Raw genomic sequence first — 13,145 nt, 5'->3', positions numbered from 1 at the left:
GCCGGTAACCCGATACGTATTGCAGGATTCCCAACATGACCTCGCGTTCGCGCCACGTTTCCCATGCTTGCCGTCTAAACGCCCTGAACTGGGCTGTGGCCCTGGCCTTGGGAGCCTCGACCACCGTGGCCGCGCAGGCGGCCACCGTTGGCCATTCACGCGTGGTATCCGCGCCCGGCGCGCCTTTGCAGGTTGTGGTGCCCCTCGAGGCACTGACACCCGAAGAGGTGGCGTCGCTGAGCGTTCGCCTGGCTGACGCCCAGGCCTGGCAGCGAGCCGGGTTACAGCCGCCCGTGCCATTGCAGACCCTGCGGGTTGCCCTCCAGGACGGGCAGGCTGCCACCCGCAAGAACATACGGGTCACGTCTACGCAGCCCCTGGCTGCGCCTTCGGTCAACCTGTTGCTCGATTTGCAGTCCAGCCTCGGACAACGCCAGATCCAGGTCACCATTCTGGTGCCGCAACGCGGATCGGCCCCCGCTGTGCAGGCAGCCCGCATCGGGTCGGCCAGCGCGCAGCAGGGCACGGCGGGATCTGTGGTCGTGCGCCGTGGCGACAATCTGTTCCGCATCGCGCGGCGCAACGCCGTGGCCGACGCCAGCATGTACCAGATGCTGGTTGCCCTGTGGCGGGCGAATCCCCAGGCGTTCATCCAGAACAACATGAATCTGGTGCGTGCCGGTGAAACCCTGGCCATACCCGACGCTGCGACCGTACGCGCCATTGATCCTGCCGAGGCGCGTCGCATCTACGTTGAACAACTCGAAGCCTTCGAGCGTTATCGCGGTCGAGTTGCCGCGGATACCGGTGGCAATGCCGCCGTGGGGGCGAGCAGCGCCGCGGCGGGGCAAGTCACTGCGGCGCCAGCAGACCAGGGCACTGCGACCTCGCCCGCGCAGGACCGCCTGCGCCTCAGTGCCGGAACAGACGCGGACGCGTCGTCGGATACACGTACCTCTGCCGCGCGCGCCATGCAGGACACCCAGCAGCGCGTCGCCACGCTGGAAGGAAACGTCGATGCCTTGAACCAGGCCGTAGGAAGTGCGGGGGACACTGCTTCCACGCAAGCGGCCCCAGGCGCTCAGGGCGGAGCTGGCGCCCCAGGTGCAACCGGCGCTCAGGGTACTGCCGGTGCGCCGGGTAGCGGCGGCGCGTCGGGTCCGGCAGGCGCTCCAGGTGCGGCCGGAACTCCGGGTATAGCCGGTACTGCGGGTGCATCAGGCGCTCCCGGTACAGCGGGTGCTCCGGGTACGGCCGGTGCTCCAGGTGCGGCAGGCGTTCCGGGTACGGCCGGTGCTCCAGGGACGGCCGGTGCTCCAGGTGCGGCAGGCGCTCCGGGTACGGCCGGTGCTCCAGGTGCGGTAGGCGCTCCAGGTACGACCGGTGCTCCAGGCGCGGCAGGCGCTCCAGGCGCGGCAGGCGCTCCGGGTGCGGCCGGTGCTCCAGGGAAGGCCGGCGCTCCAGGCACGGCCGGCGCTCCGGGTACGGTCGGCGTTCCCGGTACGGCCGGTGCGCCGAGTACGTCAGGCGCTCCCGGCGGCACCGGTGCTCCAGGCACGACCGGCGCTCCCGGCGCAGCCGGAACGCCTGGTGCGACTGGCGCGACAGGCTCTGCCAGCATCGCCGGCGGCTCGGCCAACCCGGGCGCGGCAAGTTCGGAATCTTCGGCCCGCAATGCAGCGGATGCCGGCAACATCAAGGGGAATGCCGCCATGGACTCGCTGCCTGGCTGGTTGGCCAACAATCTGCTCGTGATGGTGACCGCGGCGTTGGCCATCATCGTGCTGATCGTGGCATGGGCGCTGCGTCGCGCCGGGGCGCGGCGCGCCGATGAGGACGAGGCCACCTACGGTGAGCCGGTGCTTGATACGGCCGCCCTGAACCGCAAGCTCGACGGCATCAATCTGGACCTGGATCAGCCGCCTACCGACGAGCCGCCGCGACGCGACGGCCAGCCCTGAGCGTATGCCCCGCATCGCGTTGGGCCTGGCCTACGACGGGTCGGCCTGGCAGGGCTGGCAGACGCAGCCGCATCGCCAGACTGTGCAGGATGTGCTCGAGGCCGCCCTGGGCCATTTTGCCGGTGCCGGCGGCAGCATTCCCACCGTATGCGCGGGCCGTACCGATACAGGGGTGCACGCCGCCATGCAGGTGGTCCACCTGGATACGGAACTGCAACGGCGCGCCGAATCCTGGGTGCGCGGGGTGAACGCCTTTCTGCCGCCTTCCATTGCCGTGCAATGGGCGCAACCGGTCAACGAAGCGTTCCACGCCCGTTTTTCCGCGCGTTCGCGCACTTACCGGTATCTATTGTGGCGAGGGCGCGTCCGCCCGCCGCTGTGGGCAGGCCGTGCCGGCTGGTGCTTTCAGCCGCTGGACGTGTCTGCGATGCGCCAGGCGGCCGAGGCGCTGCTGGGCGAACACGATTTTTCGAGTTTTCGATCGTCGCAATGCCAGGCCCGCCATCCGGTGCGCACCCTGCACAGGTTCGACATTGAAGAGCATGGGCCCTTCCTGGTATTTACGTTGCGCGCCAACGCCTTTCTGCATCACATGGTGCGCAATCTGATTGGCGCGCTGCTGCAGATCGGGCAGGGGCGCCAAGCCGTGCAATGGATACCCGAACTGCTTGCGGCGCGTGACCGCAGGCTGGCGGCGCCTACATTTTCCCCCGATGGCCTGTACCTGGTGGCCATCGAGTACCCCGCCGAATTCAATCTTCCGGACGTGGATGGCACCCTCCAATTGATGCCCGGCATTACTTTTTATTAAGGGTTATCAGCAGGGAGGCATCCATCGGGAATCCCTATATCATTGCGAGCGAAAAAATCGGGGCAGCCAATCCTGCGCCGGTTCGGCGGCCGTTTTACACGAATGGCACGCCTGCATTGATCCCAACAAGGAGACTTCCGTAATGCAACGTCGTTCGTTCCTCAAAAAGGCCACCCTGGGTGCTGCAGCCGGCGGTGCCGCTCTCGCCGCTCCTGCGTTCGCTCAAGAATCCCCCACGCTGAACTGGCGCCTGGCGTCCAGTTTTCCGCGCAGCGCCGACGCCATCTATTCCGGGGGCGAGAACCTCGCGAAGTACGTATCCGAAGCCACGGATGGCAAGTTCAATATCCGCGCGTTTCCCGCAGGGGAGATCGTGCCTGCGCTGCAAGTGCTCGACGCGGTACAGAACAACACGATCGAATGCGGGCACACCGCTTCTTATTACTACTTCGGCAAAGACCCGGCCCTGTGTTTCGATGGCGCCGTTCCTTTCGGCCTGAATACGCGCCAGATGAATGCCTGGATGCGCCATGGCAACGGCCTGAAGCTCACGCGCGAGTTGTTCCAGAAGTACAACATCGTCAATTTCCCTTGCGGCTATTCCGGCACGCAGATGGGCGGCTGGTTCCGCAACGAAATCAAGTCGGTTGATGACCTCAAGGGTCTGAAGTTCCGCGCCAGCGCCTTTGCGGGCGCCGTGTTGTCGCGCCTGGGCGTGGTGCCGCAGCAGATTGCCGGCGGCGACATTTATCCTTCGCTCGAAAAAGGCACGATCGACGCCGCCGAGTGGATCGGCCCGTACGACGACGAGAAACTGGGCTTCCACAAAGTCGCGAAACACTACTATTTCCCGGGTTGGTGGGAAGGCACCCTCCAGGTCTCGCTGTACGTCAACCAGGACGTCTACAACAAGCTGCCCAAGCATTACCAGGCAGTTCTGTCCCAGGCCGCGGCGGCAGCCACCAATGACATGATCGCCAAGTACGACGCTGAAAACCCGGCCGCGTTGCGCCGTCTGGTGTCGCAGGGCGCCCAGCTCAAGGCTTTCCCGAAGGCTGTCATGGACGCGTGCTACGCCGAGGCCAACAAGGTGTACGAAGAGTTCTCGGCCAAGGATCCGATGTTCAAGAAGATCTACGACGACATGGTGGCCTTCCGCAACAACGAAATCCCGTGGTTCCGTATTGCTGAAGGCAGCTTCGACGGGTTCATGGGAACCATCAACCGCGGCCAGTAAGCCAGGCTCGCCGGGGGCAGAATCGGGGGAGCGTTAAAATTCCCCGATTCTGCCTGCCGCAGCGCTTGTCACAAGCCAGCGTCGCCAAGGCGCCGCATGCACGAGACAGCCGCCGGGCACCCCGAGGCTCCGCATGCCCAGGCCTGCCCCGCACCGGGCGCCAGGCGTTTTTCCTTTCCGGATATTCCTACCCATCATGAATGCATTACTCGCTCTGTCGCGCGCCATTGACGCGCTGAATCTGCGGGTTGGCCGAGCCGTGACGTGGGTCACCCTGTTGGTGGTGCTGGTCAGCGCCGGCAACGCGGTGGTCCGCAAGGTGTTCGAGATGAGCTCGAACGCCTGGCTGGAGCTTCAGTGGTACATGTTTGGCGCCATGTTCCTGCTGACGGCTGGCTACACCCTGCTCAAGAATGAACACGTCCGGGTCGACATCCTGTCGTCGCGGCTCTCCAAACGCGCACAGATTTACATCGAAATCTTCGGCGTGCTGTTCTTCCTGCTGCCCATGGCTGTCCTCATCATGTACCTGTCGTGGCCGATGTTCATGGATTCGTACATCTCCAACGAGCAGTCGTCCAATTCCGGCGGCCTGGTCCGCTGGCCGGTCAAGCTGATGATACCGGTAGGCTTTGGCCTGCTGGTGCTGGCCGGGATCTCCCGATTGATCAAGTGTGTGGCCTTCCTGCGAGGGCAGGCACCCGATCCGCTGGCACGTGGCGAAGGCAAGAGCGCCGAGGAACTCCTGGCTGAAGAAATTGCCCGTGAAGCGCAAGCGCGCGAAGCGGCCCTGCAACAACAAAACAAGGGTCGCTGATCATGGAGTTCCTTATTGCGAACCTGGCGCCGATCATGTTCGGCACGCTGGTCATCTTTCTGCTGCTCGGCTTTCCGGTAGCCTTTGCGCTGGCCGCCAATGGCATTCTCTATGGTTTGGTCGGCATGGAATTGGGGCTGTTCAACGCCTCGCTGTTCCAGGCGCTGCCGCAGCGGGTGTTCGGCATCGTCGCCAACGACACCTTGCTGGCCGTACCGTTCTTCACGCTGATGGGGCTCGTGCTCGAGCGCTCCGGCATGGCTGAAGACTTGCTCGAAACCATCGGGCAGGTGTTCGGACCCCTGCGCGGGGGCCTGGCCATCGCGGTGGTCGTCGTGGGCGCCATGCTCGCTGCGACGACCGGTGTGGTATCGGCGTCGGTCATTTCCATGGGCTTGATTTCGCTGCCCATCATGCTGCGCTACGGCTATGACAGACGCTTGGCCACTGGGGTCATCGCAGCGTCGGGCACTTTGTCGCAGATCATTCCCCCGTCGCTGGTGCTCATTATCCTGGCCGACCAATTGGGTCGTTCCATCGGTGATATGTATCGAGGGGCCATGGTGCCGGGCTTTTTGCTGGCTGGGTCCTATATCGGCTACATCGTCCTGATGTCGCTGTTCAAGCCTTCATCGGCGCCTGCACTGCCCGAAGAGGCGCGTGCCTTCCGTGAGCCCAACGGTTCGCGCGGCGGCCGTTCGCTGTTGGTCCTGATGCTCGTCTCGGCGGTCTCGGCCTACCTGATGACACAGTGGCTCGAAAAGGCCGACGCGCCGGTTGACGAGAAAGTCGTGCTCAGCCTGCTGCTGTGGGGGCTGACCGCGTTTGTCATTGCCATCGTCAACAAAGTGTTCCGCCTGGGTGTGCTTTCTGCGCTGGCCGAGCGCGTCACATTCGTGATGATTCCGCCGCTGTTCCTGATCTTCCTGGTGCTGGGCACGATCTTTATTGGCGTGGCTACCCCGACCGAGGGCGGCGCCATGGGGGCCGTGGGCGCCATCATCATGGCCTTGATCCGTCGCCGCCTCACGCTCGATTTGTTGCGGCAGGCCATGGATACGACCACCAAGCTGTCCTGCTTCGTGGTTTTCATCCTGGTGGGATCGACGGTATTCGGGCTGACTTTCCGTGGCGTCAGTGGCGACCTCTGGGTCGAACATCTGCTCACCAGCGTGCCGGGCGGCCAGTGGGGGTTCCTGATAGTCGTCAGCGTGCTCACCTTCGTGCTGGCTTTTTTCCTGGATTTCTTCGAGCTGGCCTTCATCATCGTGCCGCTGCTGGGGCCGGTGGCCGACAAGCTGGGTATCGACCTGATCTGGTTCGGTATCCTGCTGGCAGTGAACATGCAGACGTCGTTCATGCATCCTCCGTTCGGCTTCGCGCTGTTCTACCTGCGTTCTGTGGCGCCCAAGGATGCCTATGTGGACAAGGTGACGGGCAAGCGGATTGAGCCGGTCACCACCGGGCAGATATACTGGGGTTCCGTGCCGTTCATCGCTATCCAACTGATCATGGTGGTGGCAGTCATGGTGTTCCCCGGCATGGTCATGCATTACAAGGCGGGCATGTCTACCGTGGACCCCGACACGGTGAAGATCGAAATCGAAACCACCTACGGCAGTAGCATCTACGGGAATGAAGCCGCCGATCCGGCCGCCGCATTCAAATAGCCCATGCGTACTCGCGTCAAGATCTGCGGTTTGACCCGCGAAGCAGACATCGCCTCGGCCGTGCAGGCCGGGGCGGATGCGATAGGTTTCGTATTTTATCAGGGCAGCAAGCGCTACCTGGCGCCCGCGCAGGCGGCCCGGCTTCGTCGTCAGGTTCCGGCCTTTGTCGACGTGGTCGCCTTGTTTGTCAACGCCACGACAGACGAGGTCCAGGCTGTTCTCGACCAGGTGCGGCCCGACCTGCTGCAGTTTCACGGCGACGAAACTCCGGCCGAATGTGCGCGATACGGGGTGCGCTACATGCGCGCATTCCGGGCGGGCGCGCCCGGCCTCGATTCCCCCGAGCGTCTGGCCGCATCCTGCAGCGCCTACACTGAGGCCGCAGCGTGGCTGTTCGACAGCTACAGTCCCGGGTATGGAGGCAGCGGGCGGGCGTTCGACCACGGCCTTCTGGCCGGTGTGCGTGCCGATGCGGCGGCGCGTCCTGTGGTTCTCTCCGGCGGCCTGAATGCCGCGAACATTGCACAGGCCATCGCCGACAATCGGCCCTGGGCCGTCGATGTCAGCAGTGGCGTTGAAACGGCTCCGGGCGAAAAATCGCCGGCCAAGATCCGCGAACTGTTCGATATCGTGCGCCTCGCCGATGCTCGCTTGCACGACGAATAAAACGTATATATAATCTCGCTTCTTTGCAGGCGGTTAGCTCAGATGGTTAGAGCGCTACGTTGACATCGTAGAGGTCGTTGGTTCGATTCCAATACCGCCTACCAGAATATTGCAGGTGCCCACGGGTGCCCCGAAAAGCCGCCAGATTGCCTGGCGGCTTTTTTCTTTGCATGGCATTGCGCGCCAGCGGCCGTGCAAGTCGCCATTCAACGATGAATCCGCGGATGAATCAGCGCGGCCGGGTCGGCCTGTTGCCCGCGTCGTTCCCATGCTCGCGCGCCTGTGATGGACCCTGCGTCGCGCCGTGGTCGGCGGCCGAGCGCCTTGCTGCGCGGCGCGGAACGAAACGCCGGCGAGCGGCCGGGGCGCGGCCGGGCGCGCTGTTCCGCGTGCATCATGCGCCGGCTTGCTGATCGAATTTTTCTTTCAGGTACAACGCCAGGGCCAAGTCGTCGGCCAGCCCCAGTTTCTTCATGGATCGGCGCTTGTGGGTGCTGATGGTTTTCTTGCTTCGCAGCAGCCGGGCGGCGATCTGCGTCACCGACAGGCCCTGGGCGATCTGGCGCAGCACTTCGATCTCGGCGGCCGTGAGGCGGGTGTCGGGATGCGCGGGGGGCGCCGTATGCAGGGCGCCGTTCTTGTGGGTGATGAACCGTTGGCCATGCTGCGGACTGCAGGCGGCCCGCATCACCTCTACCAGCACGGGCAGCGGGGCCGACTTGGGCAGATACCCGTGGGCACCGGCCCGGAACGCCGCATATTCGGTCTCGGCGGGCGCACCGGCCGAGAAGGTGATGACCACCATCTTGGGATGGTGCCGGCGCAGCCTGCGGATGAAATCCATGCCGTCCCATGCCTGGCGCGGCAGGTAAAAATCGACGATGGCAATATCGCAGGGCTGGCGCGCCAGCTTTCCGAGAAAGATCTCGGACGCAGTTTCGGCGTGCACGATATCGAAGTCGGGCTGCGACCTGAGATAAGCCGCCACGCCCAGCGTGATGACCGGGTGGTCGTCGAGTATGGCGACCCGCACACGCTCTTGCGTGCCGGACAGCAGCATGTAGCGGCGCCCCACCGGACTTGGCAGAGACGCCGGCGCGGCGGAAGTAGGGGAGCGGAAGGGCGGCATGATTCGAAATGGCGGGGCGGCGTGCCCACAGTAGGGCACGTAGTGCGCGGAGCGTATCGGGGTTGTGGCGGGTCAGATCGACGCCTGTTCAAAATAAGACTTTTCCGTGGCACAGCCGGATACGCGGCCGTGATCCTTCCGGCCGGCGCTCCGTCGCGCGCGGGGTTTGGGCACACGAAACGCGGGGATGCTACAATCTTTGACGACTGGCACGCCATCCCGCGTGCTCGCTTTCTTGGCCTAGCGCATGATTTCTCGCCCGACACGAACTACGACCGGAAACTTCCGCACCATGTCGCGTTAGTGCTTTCCAGCGTCGGGTTTCGCCATGTCAGGCAGATGGCAGTCCCAGCAAGCAACCAGACGGAACGCGGCGGACAGCCGCGTTTCTCGTTTCTCCCCAGGAATTTTCGATGGTACAGATCACATTGCCGGATGGTTCTCAGCGTCAGTTTCCGGGGCCGGTAACGGTCGCCGAAGTTGCGCAGTCCATTGGCACCGGGCTGGCCAAGGCCGCCCTGGGCGGGCGCATCACCGAGCCGGGCGGCGAACCCCGGCTGGTCGACACCAGCTTTCGCCTCGAGCGCGATGCGCAGCTCGCCATCATTACCGCCAAAGACCCCGATGGGCTCGACCTGATCCGTCACTCCACTGCGCACTTGCTGGCATACGCCGTCAAAGAACTGTTCCCGGATGCGCAAGTCACCATCGGCCCGGTCATCGACAACGGTTTCTATTACGACTTTTCGTACAAGCGGCCGTTCACGCCTGAAGACCTGACAGCCATCGAAAAGAAAATGGCCGAGCTCGCGCGCAAAGACGAAATCGTCACGCGAGAAGAATGGACGCGCGACGAGGCTGTGGCTTATTTCAAGAGCATAGGCGAAGCCTACAAGGCCGAGATCATCGCGTCGATTCCCGCGAACGAAACGCTCAGCCTCTATCGCGAAGGCAACTTCATCGATCTTTGCCGCGGCCCGCACGTGCCGTCCACCGGCAAGTTGAAGGTGTTCAAGCTGATGAAGGTGGCTGGCGCCTATTGGCGCGGCGACAGCAACAACGAGATGCTGCAGCGCATCTACGGCACCGCCTGGGCCACCAAAGACGAGCAGGACGCCTACCTGCACATGCTCGAAGAAGCCGAGCGCCGCGACCATCGCAAGATCGGCCGCGACCTCGACCTGTTCCACTTCCAGGACGAGGCGCCCGGACTGATTTTCTGGCACCCCAAGGGTTGGGCGCTGTGGCAACAGGTAGAGCAGTACATGCGGGCGGTCTACCGCGACAACGGCTACCAGGAGGTCAAGGCGCCGCAGATTCTCGACCTGTCGCTCTGGAAGAAGACCGGACACTGGGACAACTACCGTGAAAACATGTTCACGACCGAGTCCGAGAACCGCGTGTACGGTCTGAAGCCGATGAACTGTCCCGGTCACGTGCAGATATTCAACGCAGGGCTGCACTCGTACCGCGAGCTGCCCCTGCGCTATGGCGAATTCGGGCAGTGCCACCGCAATGAACCTTCGGGTTCGCTGCACGGCATGATGCGCGTACGCGGCTTCACGCAGGACGACGGCCATATCTTTTGTACCGAAGACCAGCTGCAGGACGAATGCGCCGACTTCACCGCGCTGTTGCAGAAGGTCTACCGCGACTTCGGTTTCAACGATGTGCTGTACAAGGTGGCCACCCGCCCCGAGAAGCGTATCGGCAGCGACGAGATCTGGGACAAGGCCGAAACCGCCCTGATGGAAAGCCTGCGGCGCACGGGCTGCGAATTCGAAATATCGCCGGGCGAGGGGGCTTTCTACGGACCCAAGATCGAATACACCCTGAAGGACGCCATTGGCCGCCATTGGCAATGTGGCACCGTGCAGGTGGATTTTTCCATGCCGGTGCGTCTGGGAGCCGAGTACGTCGATGCCCAGGACCAGCGCCGCGCGCCGGTCATGCTGCATCGGGCCATCCTCGGCTCGCTCGAGCGTTTCATCGGAATGTTGATCGAAAACCACGCCGGCGCGATGCCGCCCTGGCTTGCGCCGGTGCAGGCCGTGGTGTGCTGTATATCCGAGCCGTCAGCCGATTATGCCGCACAAATAACACAAACCCTGAAAAAACAAGGCTTTAGGGTTCAGTCCGATTTGCGCGGTGAAAAAATCACTCGTAAAATCCGCGAGCACAGCCTGCAAAAGGTGCCGTACATTCTTGTCGTGGGTGACAAAGAAAAGCAAAATGGCACGGTAGCCGTCCGCGGCCTGGGGGGACTCGACCTTGGCGTCATCCCGCTTGAAGCCTTTACCACCCGCCTGGCTGAAGACGTTGCCACCCGCCGCAATGTCGTGCAAGCCGAAGGCAGCGTTACTTAAATCTTTTAGGAGTCGTCAACATCGCCACTGAAAAAGCCAATCGCATCAACGGTGAAATCCGCGTCCCCGAGGTGCGCCTGATAGGTCTGGACGGAGAACAGCTCGGCATCGTCAAGCTGGCCGACGCTTTCCGTCTGTCCGAACAAGCCGACGTGGATCTGGTTGAAATCGCGCCCAACGCGGAACCTCCAGTCTGCCGTCTGATGGACTACGGCAAGTTCAAGTATCAGGAACAAAAAAAGCAGGCCGAAGCCCGCTCCAAGCAGAAGGTCATCCAGGTCAAGGAAGTCAAATTCCGCCCGGCGACCGACGAGGGCGACTACCAGGTCAAGCTACGCAACCTGCGCCGCTTCCTGGAAGAGGGCGACAAGGCCAAGGTCACCTTGCGCTTTCGCGGCCGTGAAATGGCTCACCAGGAGCTTGGCATGCGCGTGCTCGAACGCGTGCGCGACGACCTGACCGAACTGGCCCAGGTCGAAGCCATGCCCAAGCTCGAAGGGCGCCAGATGGTCATGGTGCTGGCCCCGCGCAAGAAGAGTCCTGCCGCTGGCAAGGGCGACTCGCCCGCCTGATCGCGAGTTCCATGCATGGCCGCAGGTATCCGCCTGCGCGGCCATGCGTGGCAGCGATCGGCATCAGCCGGTCATTTACGCTACGATGTCGGTTTGGCGCGCCGGTGCATGTCATCGCGCGCATCCCGGACGTCCATACCATGCATGTTCTCTTCATCATCGATCCCCTGCCGCGGCTGAAGGCCTACAAAGACACTTCGGTCGCCATGATGCGTGCGCTGGTGGCGCGCGGTCATACGCTCAGCGTCGCGCTGCAGGGTGACCTTTTCATAGACGCCGGCGTGGTCTGCGCGCGCACGACGCCCATCGAGCTGGTCGACGGCGCCGACCTGCACGGGCATGACTGGTGGCGCGAGACTGGCGCCGCGCAAGACGTGCCGTTGGCGCGCTTCGGCGCTGTGCTGATGCGCAAAGACCCGCCATTCGACATGGAATACGTCTACTCGACGCACATGCTCGAATATGCGCAGGCGCAGGGCGCGAAGGTTTTCAACGACGCCGCCGCCATACGCAACCATCCCGAAAAGCTGGCGATTACCGAGTTCGCCGATCTCGCCGCGCCCACGCTGGTCACCCGCGACATGGCGCGCATCAAGACGTTCCATGCCCAACATCAAGACGTCATCGTCAAGCCGCTCGACGGCATGGGTGGAACCGGCATCTTCCGCCTGCAGGCCGCCGAGCCGAACCTCAATGCCATCCTCGAGACGCTGACCGAAGACGGCACCCGCACGATCATGGCGCAGCGCTACATCCCCGAGATCGTCGACGGCGACAAGCGCATTCTGCTGATCGGTGGCGTTGCTGTGCCATTTGCGCTGGCGCGCATTCCGCTGGCGGGCGAAACCCGGGGCAACCTGGCGGCCGGTGGTCGCGGCGTGGCGCAACCCTTGTCCGAACGCGACCGCGAGATTGCGGCCGTGGTGGCTCCTCGGCTTGCTGCGCGCGGGCTGCTGGTGGTGGGGCTGGATGTCATCGGCGACTACGTCACCGAAGTGAATGTCACCAGCCCGACCTGTTTTGTCGAAATCGCCGAGCAAACCGGCTTCGATGTTGCCGACGCGTTTGCCCAGGCTCTGGAACGCGCAGCGAGTTAAAGGTTTGCCATGACCGGCATCGTTATTGTGGTGCATGCGCCACTCGGAGTGGCCATGCGCGAGTTCGCCGAGCACGTGCTTGGGGCTTCCGTGGGCGAGCAGATCGCAGTGCACGACATTCAGCCCGACGACATGCCGGATGACCGCGTGCCTATGGTCCTGCGCGACATCCGCGCGGCCGACACCGGTACAGGGGTGCTGGTACTGACCGATCTCATCGGTGCCACTCCCGCGAACATCGCCAAGCGCGCCGTATCCGACGCCCAGGCCCACGGCATCCAGTGTTGTGTGGTCGCGGGGCTGAATACCTCGATGCTGCTGCGCGCATTGACCTCGCGCGACCTCAGTCTGGCCGATACGCGCGAAAAGGCCCTGGCTGGCGGCGTCCAGGGCTGTCTGCGAGTAGACTGAACACCCCATTTTTGCCATATCATGTCGGTGCATGGCGCAGGTCCGATGGCGGCATGCCGCCTTCATCACGGGAACCGCCCGCGCCGGACTGTGCTTACCTGATCTCTATGCCAATTTCAGACATCGTCATTTCCAACAAGCTGGGCCTGCATGCGCGGGCAGCGGCCAAGCTCACCCAGCTTGCCAGTCAATTCGGCAGCGAGATCTTCATTTCTCGGGGCGCCCAGCGCGTCAACGCCAAGAGCATCATGGGTGTCATGATGCTGGCGGCCGGCAAGGGCGTGACCGTCCGGCTCGACGCCTCCGGCGCCGACGCAGACCAGGCCTTATCCGAAATCAAGAACCTGTTCGACAGCAAATTCGGTGAGCACGAATAGCACACCCCTGCGTCCCGCCGCGGCGCCCTGC

At 63.5% G+C, this 13,145-nt stretch carries 12 protein-coding genes and 1 tRNA gene; 12 read left to right on the top strand and 1 reads right to left on the bottom strand.

Features of this window, described 5'->3' with window-relative positions:
* Positions 1 to 35 precede the first annotated feature (35 nt).
* From ACV17W_RS05055 to ACV17W_RS05025, 7 genes are all read left to right on the top strand, one after another.
* Entirely contained in the window at positions 36 to 1,961 is a 1,926-nt protein-coding gene (locus tag ACV17W_RS05055; protein ID WP_462595347.1) for a type IV pilus assembly protein FimV, read from the top strand.
* A gap of 4 nt (positions 1,962 to 1,965) precedes the next feature.
* Positions 1,966 to 2,772 (top strand): tRNA pseudouridine(38-40) synthase TruA, encoded by an 807-nt coding sequence (truA, locus tag ACV17W_RS05050; protein WP_462595346.1) that lies wholly within the window; start codon positions 1,966 to 1,968, stop codon positions 2,770 to 2,772.
* A gap of 142 nt (positions 2,773 to 2,914) precedes the next feature.
* Entirely contained in the window at positions 2,915 to 4,009 is a 1,095-nt protein-coding gene (locus ACV17W_RS05045) for a TRAP transporter substrate-binding protein (protein ID WP_462595345.1), read from the top strand.
* Positions 4,010 to 4,205: 196 nt separating this feature from the next.
* Positions 4,206 to 4,826: a TRAP transporter small permease subunit gene (locus tag ACV17W_RS05040; protein ID WP_462595344.1), complete on the top strand. Its 621-nt coding sequence runs from the start codon at positions 4,206 to 4,208 to the stop codon at positions 4,824 to 4,826.
* Between the two features lie 2 nt (positions 4,827 to 4,828).
* The gene (locus tag ACV17W_RS05035; protein ID WP_462595343.1) at positions 4,829 to 6,496 is read left to right on the top strand and encodes a TRAP transporter large permease; all 1,668 of its coding nucleotides are present in this window, start codon (positions 4,829 to 4,831) and stop codon (positions 6,494 to 6,496) included.
* 3 nt (positions 6,497 to 6,499) lie between these two features.
* A complete protein-coding gene (locus ACV17W_RS05030) occupies positions 6,500 to 7,162 on the top strand; it encodes a phosphoribosylanthranilate isomerase (RefSeq protein WP_462595342.1) in 663 nt (220 codons plus the stop codon).
* Positions 7,163 to 7,189: 27 nt separating this feature from the next.
* Positions 7,190 to 7,266 (top strand) — tRNA-Val (locus tag ACV17W_RS05025).
* A 290-nt stretch (positions 7,267 to 7,556) separates the two neighbouring features.
* Here ACV17W_RS05025 and ACV17W_RS05020 read toward each other — a convergent pair.
* Complete coding sequence (locus ACV17W_RS05020; protein WP_462595341.1) at positions 7,557 to 8,222, bottom strand: response regulator transcription factor; 666 nt, start codon at positions 8,220 to 8,222, stop codon at positions 7,557 to 7,559.
* A 482-nt stretch (positions 8,223 to 8,704) separates the two neighbouring features.
* Between ACV17W_RS05020 and thrS the strand changes: the two genes are divergently transcribed.
* From thrS to ACV17W_RS04995, 5 genes are all read left to right on the top strand, one after another.
* A complete protein-coding gene (thrS, locus tag ACV17W_RS05015; protein ID WP_462595340.1) occupies positions 8,705 to 10,657 on the top strand; it encodes a threonine--tRNA ligase in 1,953 nt (650 codons plus the stop codon).
* A gap of 20 nt (positions 10,658 to 10,677) precedes the next feature.
* The gene (infC, locus tag ACV17W_RS05010; protein WP_462596466.1) at positions 10,678 to 11,229 is read left to right on the top strand and encodes a translation initiation factor IF-3; all 552 of its coding nucleotides are present in this window, start codon (positions 10,678 to 10,680) and stop codon (positions 11,227 to 11,229) included.
* Between the two features lie 140 nt (positions 11,230 to 11,369).
* A complete protein-coding gene (gshB, locus tag ACV17W_RS05005; protein ID WP_462595339.1) occupies positions 11,370 to 12,326 on the top strand; it encodes a glutathione synthase in 957 nt (318 codons plus the stop codon).
* A gap of 9 nt (positions 12,327 to 12,335) precedes the next feature.
* Positions 12,336 to 12,737, top strand: a complete 402-nt coding sequence (locus ACV17W_RS05000) for a PTS sugar transporter subunit IIA (protein ID WP_462595338.1) — start codon at positions 12,336 to 12,338, stop codon at positions 12,735 to 12,737.
* Positions 12,738 to 12,844: 107 nt separating this feature from the next.
* Entirely contained in the window at positions 12,845 to 13,114 is a 270-nt protein-coding gene (locus ACV17W_RS04995; protein ID WP_462595337.1) for an HPr family phosphocarrier protein, read from the top strand.
* The last annotated feature ends 31 nt before the right edge of the window (positions 13,115 to 13,145 follow it).

The organism is Bordetella sp. MIP270_01_BMS (assembly GCF_054958705.1).
The sequence above is the reverse complement of the archived record's forward strand: the minus strand, read 5'-3'. Positions and strand labels throughout refer to the sequence as shown.

Coding starts and splice junctions, on each gene's coding strand:
- ACV17W_RS05055 (WP_462595347.1), top strand. CDS start 36: ATGACCTCGCGTTCGCGCCACGTTTCCCATGCTTGCCGTCTAAACGCC.
- truA (WP_462595346.1), top strand. CDS start 1,966: ATGCCCCGCATCGCGTTGGGCCTGGCCTACGACGGGTCGGCCTGGCAG.
- ACV17W_RS05045 (WP_462595345.1), top strand. CDS start 2,915: ATGCAACGTCGTTCGTTCCTCAAAAAGGCCACCCTGGGTGCTGCAGCC.
- ACV17W_RS05040 (WP_462595344.1), top strand. CDS start 4,206: ATGAATGCATTACTCGCTCTGTCGCGCGCCATTGACGCGCTGAATCTG.
- ACV17W_RS05035 (WP_462595343.1), top strand. CDS start 4,829: ATGGAGTTCCTTATTGCGAACCTGGCGCCGATCATGTTCGGCACGCTG.
- ACV17W_RS05030 (WP_462595342.1), top strand. CDS start 6,500: ATGCGTACTCGCGTCAAGATCTGCGGTTTGACCCGCGAAGCAGACATC.
- ACV17W_RS05020 (WP_462595341.1), bottom strand. CDS start 8,222: ATGCTGCTGTCCGGCACGCAAGAGCGTGTGCGGGTCGCCATACTCGAC.
- thrS (WP_462595340.1), top strand. CDS start 8,705: ATGGTACAGATCACATTGCCGGATGGTTCTCAGCGTCAGTTTCCGGGG.
- gshB (WP_462595339.1), top strand. CDS start 11,370: ATGCATGTTCTCTTCATCATCGATCCCCTGCCGCGGCTGAAGGCCTAC.
- ACV17W_RS05000 (WP_462595338.1), top strand. CDS start 12,336: ATGACCGGCATCGTTATTGTGGTGCATGCGCCACTCGGAGTGGCCATG.
- ACV17W_RS04995 (WP_462595337.1), top strand. CDS start 12,845: ATGCCAATTTCAGACATCGTCATTTCCAACAAGCTGGGCCTGCATGCG.